This window comes from Gardnerella sp. DNF01180P, assembly GCF_049244205.1.
Lineage (GTDB): Bacteria > Actinomycetota > Actinomycetes > Actinomycetales > Bifidobacteriaceae > Bifidobacterium > Bifidobacterium swidsinskii.
Genome location: NZ_CP058386.1, coordinates 1,454,699 through 1,468,669, shown reverse-complemented (window position 1 = coordinate 1,468,669; position 13,971 = coordinate 1,454,699). Strand labels below are relative to the sequence as shown.

Below are 13,971 nucleotides of genomic sequence, written 5' to 3'. Positions count from 1 at the left end.
CATTCTACCTGTTGTTGCTAACGTAACTTTAGTGCAATTGCTAACTTGATTTGCTAATTAATACTTTCGCGTTTTCTTTTGCTTTTGCGTTACTTTCGTTTATTGCAAATGCCAAGATGATTCTTGCGAAGTATCGACAATTACAATTCCTGCGTTATTTAACGCGTCGCGAATAGCATCTGCAGTAGCAAAATCCTTTGCTTTTCTAGCATCTGCTCTAGCTTTAAGTTGCAAAGTAATTAAAGAGTCCAAAGCTGAGTGTTCTTTGCTTTCCTTGCCGTTTGAGCCTTCTGCAGGCGATTGATTATCGTTCGAAGCCCACGTTTTTGCGTAAGGATCCAAGCCCAAAGTATCTAACATAGCTCGCACTTGCAAAACAGCGAAATATATGAGCTTTTGTACGCTTTCGCTTTGTGCTTGTGAAGAATCTTTGCTGCAGTCGTCAATAAGAGTATTTCCTTGACGAATTGTAGTAAATATTTCTGCGATTGCGCCAGAAACGTTAATGTCATCATTCATAGCGCGAGTGAAATCTTCCGGAAGCTCGTCTGCGTTAACAGAGCGCACTTCTTCGCAAGTTGGCTTCTTGTCAAGCAATCTGTCAGCTCTCTCGAGGAAGTTCATAATGCGATCATAAGCCGATTTTGACTCCACCAAAGCTTGGTCAGACCACTCCAACATTGCGCGATATTGCACTGCTCCCAAAGCATATCGCACAACCCAAGCCGAATTATTTGCCAAAACTACTGGTACGGAAAGACCATTTCCCAACGATTTTGACATTTTTTCACCTTTGGCGGTAACCCATGCTGAATGCATCCACACATTGGCGCTTTCCCATCCAGCAGCACGCGTTTGTGCCATTTCGTTTTCGTGGTGAGGGAAACGCAAATCCAGGCCGCCTCCGTGAATATCGAAATCATTTCCAAGATAACGATGGCTCATAGCAGAGCATTCAATATGCCAACCAGGGCGTCCCTCGCCAAAAGGAGTTTTCCAGCGTGCATCCGGCTGATCGAAATCGCAAGGTGCTTTCCAAAGTGCGAAATCCCTAGGATCGTGTTTGTCTGGTGAAGTGTCTGCAGGATCTGTTGGATTGTAAATATCGTTTTCAGCAGCGTCTACGCTTGGACCCTTTGCGTCTGCAATAGCTGCTGCTTCGTCTGCGCAAGTTTCATTTTGGTTCTGATTTTGGTGAGTTAATTCGCCGTAATGCTCCCAACTTGGCACGTCAAAATAAACATTTCCAGTAGGATTTCCGTCATTGTCTTTAATAACATATGCGTGACCGCGTTCGATTAAGCGTTCAATCAGCTCAACCATGTCTGTAATATGACCTGTTGCGCGCGGCTCAACTGTTGGCGCAAGCACTCCTAAAGTATTGTAGGATTTTGTAAATTCGCGCTCGTAAATATATGCTCGTTCCCACCAATTTTGCCCTGATTCGTTGGCTTTTTTCATAATTTTGTCGTCAATATCTGTGACGTTTCTAACAAACGTGACTTTGTATCCTAAACGCAGCATCCAGCGACGGATTATATCGAATGCGATTGCTGCGCGAATATGACCAATATGCGGAGAACTTTGCACTGTTGCGCCGCACACGTACATGCCTACTTGACCATGCTTTTTAGGTACGAAAGTGTTCGTTGAATGTGAAGCCGTGTTGTATAAGTGCAGGTTTTCTGCGGCTTTAGTAACTTTTGCAGTCTCTTCGTTCAAACTCTTATTAAGCATAATTGCTATTATAAATGCTTCTTTATACTGCGATTTGGCATTGCTTTGTCTATTACTCCAAACGTGCGCAACTTTTCTCGCGTTGGCGCGACGGCCTGCTTGAGCGTAGCACAGCGCGCGCGAAAGCAACTCGGAGCGGAAACTCGCTTAGGTTGGAAGTCCAGTGGACTTCCAACGCGAGTTTCGTAAGCGAGCGCTTATAGTGCGAGCTTGTGGTTTGGCACTCCAAATGTGGGGAACTTATCTCGCATTTGGAGCGTTTATCGTCGTTATACGCTCCAAATGTGGGGAACTTATCTCGCGTTTGGAGCGTTATCCGTTGCGCAGTGCTCAGGTATATCGTCGCGCTCGCTGTTTCCCACACAGCCCAAGTATCAGCCAAGTAACAAGCTCAGTAGATAGAGCTAATATGATTCCAGTGTTACGTTGTGAATACTTATTAACTACTCGCGCGTACTACGCCACTCCCAAAGAATTGGTAATTAGTAACTAGTTTTTATTTTGTTCGTTACGAAAGGAATATCATGGCTGAGATTTCATCTGCTCTTATGACGGACATGTATGAATACACTATGCTCGACGCTGCTCTTAAAGACGGCACTGCAAATCGCAAGTGCGTTTTTGAAATTTTTACGCGCCACTTGCCTCAAGGTCGTCGTTACGGAGTTGTTGCTGGCATGGGCCGCATTTTGGAAGAGCTGCAAAAATTCCATCTTTCGGAAGATGATTTGTGTTTCTTAAGTGATCGTAAAATTGTTAGCGCAGAAACCATTGAATGGCTGGAAAATTTCCGATTCCACGGTAAAATTTCCGGTTATCGCGAGGGGGAGATGTTCTTCCCGAATTCGCCAATTTTGCAGGTAGAAGGCACTTTTGGTGAGTGCACTTTGCTTGAAACTGTGCTTCTTTCTGTGCTTAATTACGATTGCGCGGTTGCCTCTGCCGCAGCACGTATGGTTTCAGCCTCCGCAGGTCGTCCTTGCATGGATATGGGCGGCCGTCGCACAAACGAATATTCTGCAGTTGCTGCATCTCGCGCAGCGGTTATTGGCGGTTTTAAAGGTACTGCAAATCTGTTGGCTGCAAAACTTTACGGATTGAAGGCAATCGGAACCGCAGCTCACTGCTTCACTCTTGTTCACGACACCGAGCGTGACGCTTTCACTTCTCAAATTGCAGCTCTTGGCAAAGGCACTACGCTTCTTGTTGACACTTATAATATTGAGGAAGCTGTAAAGACAGCCGTGGAAGTTGCAGGTCCAGATCTTGGCGGAATTCGTATTGATTCTGGAGATTTGTGCGCTCTGGCTCGTCGCGTTAGGAATCAGCTCGACGAGTTGGGTGCTAAAAACACAAAGATTACAGTTACTAACGATTTGGACGAGTATGCTCTTGCTTCCTTACAAAATGCGCCTGTGGATTCTTACGGCATCGGCACAATGCTTGTAACCGGCTCCGGTGCTCCAACTTGTGCAATGGTTTATAAGCTTACTGAGCGTGAGGGTGCAGATGGTGTAATGCAGCCTGTTGCTAAGCGTTCTAAGAATAAAGCGACTGTGCCTGGACGTAAGTTGGCGTATCGTTCATACGATTACAGCAACGATTCTTGCGGTGTAGCTGATTGCGAACGCGTGATTTCCGGTTCGGAAGTTGCGCTCGCTCAGTTTAAGCCTAAGGATTCGTGGGAAAATCTGCTAGTTGATTACATGGTCGATGGTGAAGCTGACGAACAGTTTATGGGTCACGATGCGATTATACGTGCCCAGGATTATTGCGCTTCTGCTTTGCGTCGACTGCCTTTGGCTGCGCAAAGTTTGATGCGCGGAGACCCTGCAATACCAACAGAAATTCAAGTACTATAAAAGTACTATAAATTAATCTTTTTAAAACTAAACTTTACTAAATAACTAAATAAGATTCGCAAATAATTTTCGCGAATAATTAGCGAATAATTCATGCGTAAAGACTAGCGTTTCTGACAGCTTTTTTGAGCGTTTGTTGCGATAATGCTTTATGCTTGATTTTGCTAATAAAATTCAATTAAATTTTAGTGCGCTACGAAATTCGTTACACAATGCGTTACGAAAGGATGCGATATGTTTTCATCTTTAGAAGCAGATAATGCGTTAGATGCTGTTATGGAATCTGGTTCGCAATCCGCAAATCCAGATTCTGGTTCCGGCACAAGCACTTCTGTTCTAGAACGTCCAGAAGTTGACGAAGATGCTCGTCTAGATGATGGTGGTAATGCAGATCGTTTTGCGCACTATGTGTCAAAAGACAAAATTGATGAGTCGCGCTTAACTGGTCGACCAGTAGTAGCTTTATGCGGTAAAGTGTGGATTCCTCGACACGAAGCAAATGACTACCCAGTTTGCCCTGAATGTAAGCGCATATACGAGGAATTAGGAAAGTTTAATTTTTAAGTAAGTATGTTGCGTATTTAAGTAGTTTATATTGCGTATTAGCGTTACTTCTATCTTTAACGATAAAAGTAACGCTATTTTTTAATATATTTTTGTTCTGAGCGCAATGGGTGATAATCTAAAAGCATGACTATAGCTGTGTGCCCCGGCTCGTATGATCCAGTCACTGCCGGCCATTTAGACGTAATACAACGTTGTACGCATCTATTTGATGAAGTACATGTGCTAGTTGCGGTAAATGCTGCAAAGACTCCGTTATTTTCTGAATCTGAGCGCGTAAAAATTATTCAAGAAGCAATAAATAATTTGCCGCAATCTCAAAATAGCTTCAATCGCGATTGCAAAATAGTAGTAACTTCAACAGCTGGTTTGATTACTGACTACTGTACAAAAGTTGGTGCTACAGTAATCGTAAAAGGCTTACGTCAAAACGGTGATTATGAGGCAGAACTTGGAATGGCACTAGTGAACCGCAAATTAGCAGGTATCGAAACGCTTTTCCTGCCTGCTGATCCTGTGCTTGAGCATGTTTCAAGCTCTGTGGTTAAAGATGTTGCTCGTCATGGGGGAAATGTTACTGGCATGGTTCCAGATAACGTAATACCCTTATTAAAAAAGCTTTTTAGTGAGCAATCATTAGGCGTAGATAATAATTCATCTATGCTGAACAATTGAACAGGAGAGTAGAAGATGACAAATAAAAATGAACTTACTGACGCAACTTCTGGATTATCTAGTGAAGGAGACGACACGATGGAGCGCGAAGTGCAAGTTGATCGCAATCAAAAGCTGCCATTGCATCCGGTTCTCGCAGATGAAGAAGATGCTCAAGATGGCGTTGTAAATAAAACGCAATCCGACGTACGAAGTGCGCATGAAGGCGACCTATTAGTTGATACAGATGCTGACAACACAGAAACGTCATCTGTTGCGGCAGTTGGAAGTGTTTCTGCTGCGGAAGATGTGCAGGATAATGGTGCTGATAGTACAAATAAGAACAAGAAAAATAGCAAAGCAGCTTCTTCGCCAGCATCATTTTCTCCTTTCCCTCTTCCAGATTTACGAGAGCGAGAAGATGGTGGCGTTATCGACTTTGAGGAAAATGAATCTGAAACTTCAAAAGTAGCTGCAGAAACAATAAGCGATGAAGCGCGTTCAAAGAGCCGCGCTGAATTTACTACAGTTTACGACATTATTGACGCAATGGAAGCAACTCTTTCGGAAGCCAAGAATGTTTTGTTTGCTGCAGGAATGGTAAAAATTGATCGCGATGAGTTCGTTGACCAGTTAGCGCGTTTGAAAGATATGCTTCCTGTGCAATTGGAGCGAGCTTCTGCGTTAATGCGAGAAGCAGAGCGACGTTTGCGTACAGCGCAAGCACAAGCAAGCTCTATTGTTTCTTCAGCGCAATCTCAATCTGCAGAAATAATTGAAGAAGCGCAAGAGCGTGCTCAATTTTTAGCAGGTCAAGAAAACGTAACGGCTTTAGCAAAACAGAAAGCTCGCGATATTCTCGCTACTGCGCAAGCAAAATCAGACAAGCTTACGCAAGGTGCGGATCAGTATTGCGCGACTGTTATGGAAGGCTTAAAGCAGCAGCTAGATAAATTAGAACAAGATGTGCAAGCGGGTCAGCGAGTGTTGGAAGATCGTCGTCGAGCTGCAGCGCACGTACAAAATGACATTAGCTCATCATTGTATGACGATGATGAAGAGGAAAGGAATTAGTAATGGCTTCGCATCCATCCCAATCAGCATGGGCTGTTCCAGTAGCGCAAATGGCTGCGCGCGCTGGTAGTAGCATGTCGTTGCATCGCGTATTTCCGGCGCCGGAAGGTATTGGAGATTACGTTATTGGCGTAAAGCCAGGCAGTGATGTTATGGTTGATGGCGATTTTGATGCTGTGGTTGACGGCTTAATGTTTCAGGGCAGTATTACTGCTCCGGTGCATGCAGAATGTACTCGATGCTTGATGCCGCTTCGTCGCGATTGGAAAGTGGATGTGTGCGTATTCTTTCCATATGCTGACTCGCGTTCTAATCGTTCGGATAATCGCAATACTCGTGGCGATGCGGATGAAGCTGAATCGCAAATTTGGGATGAAAATGACGAGTCGGGCAATGTGTATCCGCTAGTTGCGGGTGGTGATTTTGCGGATATTGAGGCTCTTATTCGCGACACGATGGTAAGTGAGCTGCCGTTGCAACCGTTGTGCGAGCCGGATTGTCGCGGACTTTGCTCTCAGTGTGGCGAAAACTTAAACGAGCATCCAGATCATCATCATGACGTTACGGATATTCGTTTTGCTGCTTTAGAGGATTTGAAAGCTCAGCTTGAGCAGAATGAAAAGCGCGACGACCTGCCTGAGCGCTGCGATTTAGCGCGCGAAAGCAACTCGGAGCGGAAACTCGCTTAGGTTGGAAGTCCAGTGGACTTCCAACGCGAGTTTCGTAGCGAGCGCTTAGAGCGCGAGCTTTTGCGCAAAACAGATTTCGCTTAAATCTCACTCAAGTTCACGTAAATTAGCAATTTGTACGGCGCTTGCTGTAATATACAGAACGCTTAAGCTCAATCGATTGAACGAAATAGAGGAAAGAATTATGGCACTGCCTAAGTATAAGACCTCGCGTGCTAATACGCATTCGCGTCGCGCTAATTGGAAGGCGTCTGCCGTGCAGACTGTGACTTGCCCGAACTGCGGTTCTCAGGCATTCCCACACATGGCTTGCCCATCTTGCGGAACCTTCCGTGGTCGTGTTTATCGTGAAGCTATTCGCTCCGAGCACACCAAGTAGGTTTTATTAATAGAAACCCTGCCATCGACGGGTGGCAGGGTTTTTCTTTTTATTTACGCGCGTCGAGTGCGTGCCAAGCGATTTCGGCGGCTGCGAGTTGCGCTTTTCGTTTGCTAGAGCCACTTCCGACTCCCAACACTTCGTCGCCATCCTTATGTGCCAAAACCGCGCGAGCTTCAAATACTGGAGCGTATTCTGGCCCAGAAACAGCCATTCGATACTCTGGATCTTCCAAACCCATATCGTGAGCTTTGACAGTAAGCGAAGTCTTCCAATCGAGAGCTGGTCCTTCAGTTAGCACTTCCGCCAAAGTGTCGTCAATCAAACGATGCACAACTCTGCGAGCTTCATCAATTCCATGTTCAACAAAAGTTGCACCAATAAGTGCTTCAACAATATCGCACAAAATTGAATCTTTATTATTTCCGCCCTGCTCCATTTCTCCGCGACCGAGAAGAATATACGCGCCAACATGCAGCTTTTCGCGCGCAACAGCAGAAAGCGCCCATTCAGACACAGCTTTCGCTCGCATCTTCGCAAGCTGACCTTCAGTCATGTCTGGGTGTGCAGAAAACAGCGTTTCTGTAGAAACTAACTCAAGCACAGCATCGCCCAAAAACTCAAGTCGCTCATAATTTCGTGTGCCAGGATGCTCGTGCGAGAACGAGCGGTGGGTGAGTGCTTCTACCAAAAGATCCGGCGAAATAGTTGTGCCTAAAGCGTTTAAAAGTTCCTGTGTTGGGTCTCCAGGACGTGTTTCACCGCCATCTAATCTCAAAACTCCATCTTCGTTGTGTTGTACATGCGAGTTGTTTTGATTATTTTGATTGTGTTTGCTCTGCATATTCTGTTGATTCTGTTGATTGTTCTGAGTTTTCATAGCACGTATTATTATAGTCCTACTACCAACACAAGCGCTTTTAAGCTTCGCGTTCGCATTTGCGATCGCATTTTTCCATATTCCTTCTATATCCTTTCGTATAAGTGTTCAGCTATATTTGTGGATTATGCCTACGTATGATTTGGGATTAGAACGAGTTTCGCTAGAATTTGCTACAAAAACGATTTTTAAAGACGTTACTATTGGAGTTTTTGAAGGTGACAGAATCGGTATTGTTGGAAAAAATGGCGACGGAAAGTCAACGCTACTTCGACTACTTGCCGGTAAAATGCAGCCTGATTCTGGTCGCGTTACGAAGCGCGGAGGGCTTACTTTTGGCATGTTGGACCAGCGCGATCCATTGGACGATAACGCAACTGTGCGCGAGGCTGCTCTTGAAAATCGCGAAGATTACGAGTGGGCTGCAGATCAGCGTTCGCGCGAAATTGTAGAAGCGCTTCTTGGCGGCATAAATTTGGAAGCGAAAGTTGGAACGCTTTCTGGAGGTCAGCGCAGGCGCGCAGATTTAGCAAGATTATTGTTGCACGACTGGGATATTTTGGCTTTGGATGAGCCTACGAATCATTTGGACGTTGTGACGATTCATTGGCTTGCAGAGCATCTTCTTCACCGTTGGCAGGACGGTCAAGGTGCGCTTTTGATTGTGACGCACGACCGCTGGTTCTTGGACGAGGTTTGCACTTCGATGTGGGAAGTGCACGACGGCGTAATTGATCCTTTCGAGGGTGGTTACAGCGCTTATATGATGCAACGTGTGGAGCGCGAACGCCAAGCGGATGTGCGCGAAGAGCGTCGCAGGAATTTGGCGAGAAAAGAGTTAGCTTGGCTTTCCAGGGGTGCTCGTGCGCGTTCTACTAAGCAAAAGTTCCACGTAAAGCAAGCGCGCGAGCTTATTGCAGATGTGCCGCCGCTAAGAGACACTCTTGAATTGAAGAAAATGGCAACTTCGCGTCTTGGTAAGCAAGTTGTTGATTTAATTGACGTTACGCAAATTTTCGATAACGCTCAGCAGTTAAAAAATATCGATCCGGATATTGCAGAAAACGCATCTTTAGGTGAAGATAATGCAGAAAAATCAAATAAAGTCGATATCGTAGAATCTGCTTTTGCGCAACCAACTCACGTGGGAAGCGTTACTATTGCCGTTGACGAAAATCAAGAAAATTCTCTTGAAAATTCTGCGGAAAATACTTCGGAAAATACTGCTACGAGCGTAGAAAACATTGCAGAAACTTCAGCTGCATCGCGCAAAACTATTACTGGACGCATGATTTTAGACGATGCAACTTGGCTTATAGGTCCAGGCGATCGTTTTGGAATTGTGGGTGCGAATGGAGCAGGAAAATCAACATTATTAAACATTATTGACGGATCTCTAAAGCCTACGCTTGGACACGTAAATATTGGCAAGACTGTAAAATTTGCCGTGCTTTCGCAGCGGCTAGAAGAGCTTGAAAAGCTTGGAAAATATAAAGTAAAAGAAGTTTTAAGTCGCTATAAGCCTAGCTATATTATTGATGGCAAAGAAGTGACCCCAGGTCAGCTTATGGAAAGACTTGGTTTTAAGCCCGAGCAGCTTATGACACCAATTGCGGATCTTTCGGGCGGTCAAAAGCGACGTATGCAGCTGCTGCTGATTTTGCTAAACGAACCAAACGTGCTGATTATGGATGAGCCTGGAAACGATCTCGATACTGACATGCTTGCAGTTATGGAAGATTTGCTCGATACTTGGCCTGGCACTTTGATTGTTGTTTCGCACGATCGCTACTTGCTTGAGCGCGTAACAGATCAGCAATTTGCGCTTATTGACGGCAAAATTCGTCACCTTCCAGGCGGTGTAGATGAGTATTTGCAAATTGTAGAAAAGCTGCAACGCGATCACGAAAATAGTAGTGGTACTACTGGTACTGTTGGCGCTTCAAGTACTGCGAATGCTTCGAGTGCTGCAAATTCTACAACTAAAGAAAGTTCAGAAAGTACAGTAATTGAGCCCAAACTTACCGGCAAAGCCTATCACGATGCTGCAAGGCGAGTTTCAGCAATCGAGCGAAAACTTACAAAGCTTGAAGAAGAAAAGTCGCAAATTGAAGCGCAAATGGCTGCGCATAACCCAAGTGACTTTGTTGGACTTCAATCTCTTAACGAAGATCTCCAAAAAAACGAGCAAGAAGCAAGTGCTCTTGAGGATGAGTGGATGGAGCTTTCTGAGCAGCTTTAGTACAAAATTGCTGCGTGCTAAGAAGATGAAATAGAAGATAACAGCCACGTGCTAAATTTGTGAGGTATGACTCAAATCAAGGATATGTTGGAATCTGTAAAACCAATTCGCGTTGACGGTCGTGATGTTGACGAGCTCCGACCTGTGCACATAACACGTAAATTTACTGATGTTCCTGAAGGCTCTGTGCTTATTGAGTGTGGCAATACGCGCGTAATGTGCACCGCAACTTTTACGGTTGGTGTGCCTCGTTGGCGTAGAGATTCCGGTTTGGGTTGGGTAACTGCCGAATATTCTATGCTTCCTAGAGCAACAGCTGAGCGAACTGATCGCGAATCTGTGCGTGGAAAAATTGGTGGTCGCACTCACGAAATTAGTCGTCTTATTGGTCGCTGCTTGCGCGGTGTAGTCGATATGAAAGCGATGGGTGAGTGCCAGATTCAAATTGATTGCGACGTGTTGCAAGCGGATGGTGGAACTCGTACTGCTTCCGTAACTGGAGCTTATGTAGCTTTGGTAGATGCGCTTCATTGGGCAGAAAAGAATGGTCATATTCGCTCTGCTGCAAATGTTATTAAGGATTCTATTTCCGCTGTTTCTGTAGGCGTTATTAACGGCACTCCTATGCTGGATTTGCCTTATGTTGAGGACAGTCAAGCTATGACAGATATGAATGTAGCTATGACAGGTTCCGGTACTTTCATTGAAATTCAGGGCACTGCAGAACATCGTCCATTTAATCGCGACGAATTAAATACGTTACTTGATTTGGCAACTAAAGGTAATCGCGAATTGCAAGCTGCTCAAAAAGCCGCTTTAGCAAAATAGAAGAGATTGAAGGAGAACGGGCGTGAAGCTTATTGTGGCAACACATAATGAGGGAAAACTCGTTGAAATCAAGCAAATTTTAGAGGAGCAATTGTCGAAACTTGCAGACAGTTTCGAGTTAGTAACTGCAGGTTCTCTTGGCTTGCCTGATCCTGTGGAAACTGGCGTGACTTTTGAACAGAATGCTTTGCTCAAAGCGCGTGATGTTGCTGCAAGAACAGGTTATCCCGCTATTGCAGACGATTCGGGTCTTATCGTTGATGTGCTTGGTGCTGCCCCTGGTATTCTTTCTGCTAGGTGGAGTGGTGTGCATGGAGATGATAAAGCTAATAATGAGCTTCTTTTGCGCCAACTTTCTGATATCCCAGATCAATGTCGTACTGCTCGTTTTCGTTGTGCTGCAGCTCTTGCTATTCCGGATGGGTGCAGTGAGGTTCCTGAAGGCAGTGTTATGTCGCATTCTCACGGCTTTGAGACTGTTCGAGTCGGAGAAATGGTTGGTCACTTGTTGCGCGAGGCGCGCGGAATTAATGGTTTCGGCTACGATCCGCTGTTTGTGCCAGATCTTCAGCCTATTCGCGATGGTGTGCAAATGAAAGGTTTGACTAGTGCAGAGCTGACTCAAGAAGAAAAGAATGCTATTTCGCACAGAGGTAATGCTTTGCGCGCACTTTTACCGGAGTTGCAGGCATTATTTATTACTGAATAAGCGAAAAATTTCGTGCGCGAGATGGGACTTGAACCCACACGTCGTAAGACACAGGAACCTAAATCCTGCGCGTCTACCATTCCGCCACTCGCGCATAGACTCATATAAACAATCGAGCGAATAAAAACAAATCAAAAGTATTAATACACTCGAGTGAGTCAGAGAGCCACTTGACAGAATCGAACTGTCGACCTTCTCATTACGAGGGAGACGCTCTACCGACTGAGCTAAAGTGGCATGTTGCCCGAGACGCATTCGCGACTCGCGCACAAATCAAACACTATATATCATATTTTTGAATTTGTCCAATTTGGCGCGTCGTGCAATAGATAATGCTCCAAATGTGAGATAATTTCCTCGCGTTTGGAGTGATAAACCACAGATAACCCTCCAAATGCAGGGTAGGTTGCGCGCGTTTGGGGCACTGCACATCCTCAAACTACAAATTTTTATGTGTAAATTATCAGTGTGATTGTGTTCATTTTTGTGTTAAGCTTCGCGTGTTTCTGTCTGCTTTTGTGAGTATCTTGTGAATTGGACTATAGTGACGGTTGCTGTCACGTCAGTTGAAGAAATGAAAGGACCTTACAATGGCCATCAATCCGCCAGTTGACGCCGTAAAAACCCCAGAGTGGGCTGCATTGCAGAAGCATTACGACGAGTTGCAATCAGAAGGCGTTTGCCTGAAGAAGTGGTTTGCCGAGGACGCAAATCGCGTGGATAAGTTGAGCTTCGAAGCTGGAGATCTCCACTTCGATCTTTCTAAGAATTTAATTAAGCCTGAAACTCTTAAGCTTTTCGCAAACCTTGCAAAGGCAGTCAAGCTTGACGAGCGCACTAAGGCAATGTACACCGGCGTGCACATTAACAATACTGAAGATCGTGCAGTTTTGCACACTGCTTTGCGTCGTCCTGCAGAGGATGCTGGCAAGTTCATTGTTGACGGTCAAGATACCGTTGCAGACGTGCGTGAAGTGTTGGGTCGCATTTACGATTTTGCTAACGAAGTTCGTTCTGGCGCTTGGAAGGGCGTTACCGGCAAGAACATCAAGACTGTTGTAAACATTGGTATTGGCGGTTCCGATTTGGGTCCAGTCATGGTTTACGAAGCCTTGAAGCCATACGCTGACGCCGGCATCAGCGCTCGCTACGTTTCTAACATTGATCCAAACGATATGGCAGAAAAGACCAAGGATTTGGATCCAGAAACCACTTTGTTCATCATTGTTTCCAAGACCTTCACCACTTTGGAGACTTTGACCAATGCTCGTACCGCTCGCACTTGGTTGCTGAACAAGCTTCAGGAGTGCGGTGCTATTGACGGAAGCGACGCAAAGAAGGCTGAAGCTGTTGCTAAGCACTTCGTGGCTGTTTCCACCAACCTTGAGAAGGTTGAAGAGTTCGGCATCAACCCAACCAACGCTTTTGGCTTCTGGAGCTGGGTTGGCGGCCGCTACTCTGTGGATTCCGCTGTCGGCACTTCTTTGGCTGTTGTCCTCGGTCCAGAGCGTTTCGAAGAGTTCTTGAAGGGCTTCCACGCAATCGATACCTACTTCGCTGAGACTCCATTCGAGAAGAACGTTGTTGTGCTTCTTGGTATGCTCAACGTTTGGTACCGCAATTTCTACAAGGTTGCTTCTCACGCTGTGCTTCCATACGATCAGTACTTGCACCGCTTCCCAGCTTATTTGCAGCAGCTCACCATGGAATCTAACGGTAAGTCTGTGCGCTGGGACGGCACTCCTGTAACAAGCGAAACCGGCGAAATCTTCTGGGGCGAGCCAGGCACCAACGGTCAGCACGCTTTCTACCAGTTGATTCACCAGGGCACTCAGCTTATTCCAGCTGATTTCATTGCTTTCGTGAACACGCCAAATCCTACTAAGGATGGCGATCAGGATGTGCACGAGCTCTTCTTGGGCAACTATCTTGCGCAGACTAAGGCTCTTGCTTTCGGCAAGACTGCTGATGAAGTTCGCGCTGAAGGCACTTCAGAGGAGATTGTGCCAGCTCGCGTGTTCAAGGGCAACCGTCCAACCACGTCCATTTTCGGCGATGCTTTGACTCCATTTAGCTTGGGTGAGTTGATTGCTCTCTACGAGCACATCACCTTCGTTGAAGGTACCGTGTGGGGCTTGGATTCCTACGATCAGTGGGGTGTGGAGCTTGGAAAGCAGCTTGCAAAGCAGATTACTCCTGCAATTTCTAAGGATGATGAAGCTTTGGCAGCTCAGGATGCTTCTACGCAGAGCTTGATTCGCTTCTATCGCGCTCATCGCAAGTAAGATAGTAGTCATATAGGCAATCGTTTTTAGTGATTGTTGGTTTATAAGTCTCTTGGCGTTAATTCGTC

At 45.6% G+C, this 13,971-nt stretch carries 12 protein-coding genes and 2 tRNA genes; 10 read left to right on the top strand and 4 right to left on the bottom strand.

Annotated features, from left to right (window positions below):
* Positions 1-99 precede the first annotated feature (99 nt).
* The gene (gene cysS, locus HXT40_RS05915; protein WP_421777225.1) at positions 100-1,737 is read right to left on the bottom strand and encodes a cysteine--tRNA ligase; all 1,638 of its coding nucleotides are present in this window, start codon (positions 1,735-1,737) and stop codon (positions 100-102) included.
* A gap of 524 nt (positions 1,738-2,261) precedes the next feature.
* On the opposite strand from cysS, the gene HXT40_RS05910 reads away from it, so the two are divergent.
* The 6 genes from HXT40_RS05910 (at position 2,262) to rpmF (ending at position 6,959) form a co-directional block, all read left to right on the top strand.
* Complete coding sequence (locus HXT40_RS05910; protein WP_012913865.1) at positions 2,262-3,599, top strand: nicotinate phosphoribosyltransferase; 1,338 nt, start codon at positions 2,262-2,264, stop codon at positions 3,597-3,599.
* 234 nt (positions 3,600-3,833) lie between these two features.
* Complete coding sequence (locus tag HXT40_RS05905) at positions 3,834-4,163, top strand: DUF3039 domain-containing protein (protein WP_012913866.1); 330 nt, start codon at positions 3,834-3,836, stop codon at positions 4,161-4,163.
* 126 nt (positions 4,164-4,289) lie between these two features.
* Positions 4,290-4,838: a pantetheine-phosphate adenylyltransferase gene (coaD, locus tag HXT40_RS05900; protein ID WP_012913867.1), complete on the top strand. Its 549-nt coding sequence runs from the start codon at positions 4,290-4,292 to the stop codon at positions 4,836-4,838.
* A 15-nt stretch (positions 4,839-4,853) separates the two neighbouring features.
* Positions 4,854-5,891, top strand: coding sequence for a hypothetical protein (locus tag HXT40_RS05895; RefSeq protein WP_102703370.1), 1,038 nt, complete (start codon positions 4,854-4,856; stop codon positions 5,889-5,891).
* A gap of 2 nt (positions 5,892-5,893) precedes the next feature.
* Positions 5,894-6,580 (top strand): YceD family protein, encoded by a 687-nt coding sequence (locus HXT40_RS05890; RefSeq protein WP_410310213.1) that lies wholly within the window; start codon positions 5,894-5,896, stop codon positions 6,578-6,580.
* A 184-nt stretch (positions 6,581-6,764) separates the two neighbouring features.
* A complete protein-coding gene (rpmF, locus tag HXT40_RS05885) occupies positions 6,765-6,959 on the top strand; it encodes a 50S ribosomal protein L32 (RefSeq protein ID WP_004574042.1) in 195 nt (64 codons plus the stop codon).
* A gap of 49 nt (positions 6,960-7,008) precedes the next feature.
* On the opposite strand, the gene rnc is transcribed toward rpmF, so the two are convergent.
* Positions 7,009-7,839, bottom strand: coding sequence for a ribonuclease III (gene rnc, locus HXT40_RS05880; RefSeq protein WP_285089465.1), 831 nt, complete (start codon positions 7,837-7,839; stop codon positions 7,009-7,011).
* 127 nt (positions 7,840-7,966) lie between these two features.
* Here rnc and HXT40_RS05875 point away from each other — a divergent pair, with 127 nt between their 5' ends.
* The 3 genes from HXT40_RS05875 (at position 7,967) to HXT40_RS05865 (ending at position 11,618) form a co-directional block, all read left to right on the top strand.
* Positions 7,967-10,081 (top strand): ABC-F family ATP-binding cassette domain-containing protein, encoded by a 2,115-nt coding sequence (locus HXT40_RS05875; RefSeq protein ID WP_410310212.1) that lies wholly within the window; start codon positions 7,967-7,969, stop codon positions 10,079-10,081.
* A 66-nt stretch (positions 10,082-10,147) separates the two neighbouring features.
* On the top strand, positions 10,148-10,909 hold the full coding sequence (gene rph, locus HXT40_RS05870; protein WP_012913873.1) for a ribonuclease PH: 762 nt from the start codon (positions 10,148-10,150) through the stop codon (positions 10,907-10,909).
* A gap of 22 nt (positions 10,910-10,931) precedes the next feature.
* Positions 10,932-11,618 carry a non-canonical purine NTP pyrophosphatase gene (locus tag HXT40_RS05865; RefSeq protein WP_004110290.1) on the top strand — a complete coding sequence of 229 codons (687 nt, stop codon included), beginning with the start codon at positions 10,932-10,934 and terminating at the stop codon, positions 11,616-11,618.
* A 13-nt stretch (positions 11,619-11,631) separates the two neighbouring features.
* Here the strand turns inward: HXT40_RS05865 and HXT40_RS05860 are convergent.
* Both HXT40_RS05860 and HXT40_RS05855 read right to left on the bottom strand, forming a co-directional pair.
* A tRNA-Leu gene (locus tag HXT40_RS05860) sits at positions 11,632-11,712 on the bottom strand.
* A gap of 70 nt (positions 11,713-11,782) precedes the next feature.
* Positions 11,783-11,855, bottom strand: a tRNA-Thr gene (locus HXT40_RS05855).
* 353 nt (positions 11,856-12,208) lie between these two features.
* On the opposite strand from HXT40_RS05855, the gene pgi reads away from it, so the two are divergent.
* On the top strand, positions 12,209-13,903 hold the full coding sequence (gene pgi / locus HXT40_RS05850) for a glucose-6-phosphate isomerase (RefSeq protein ID WP_410310211.1): 1,695 nt from the start codon (positions 12,209-12,211) through the stop codon (positions 13,901-13,903).
* Positions 13,904-13,971: the final 68 nt, after the last annotated feature.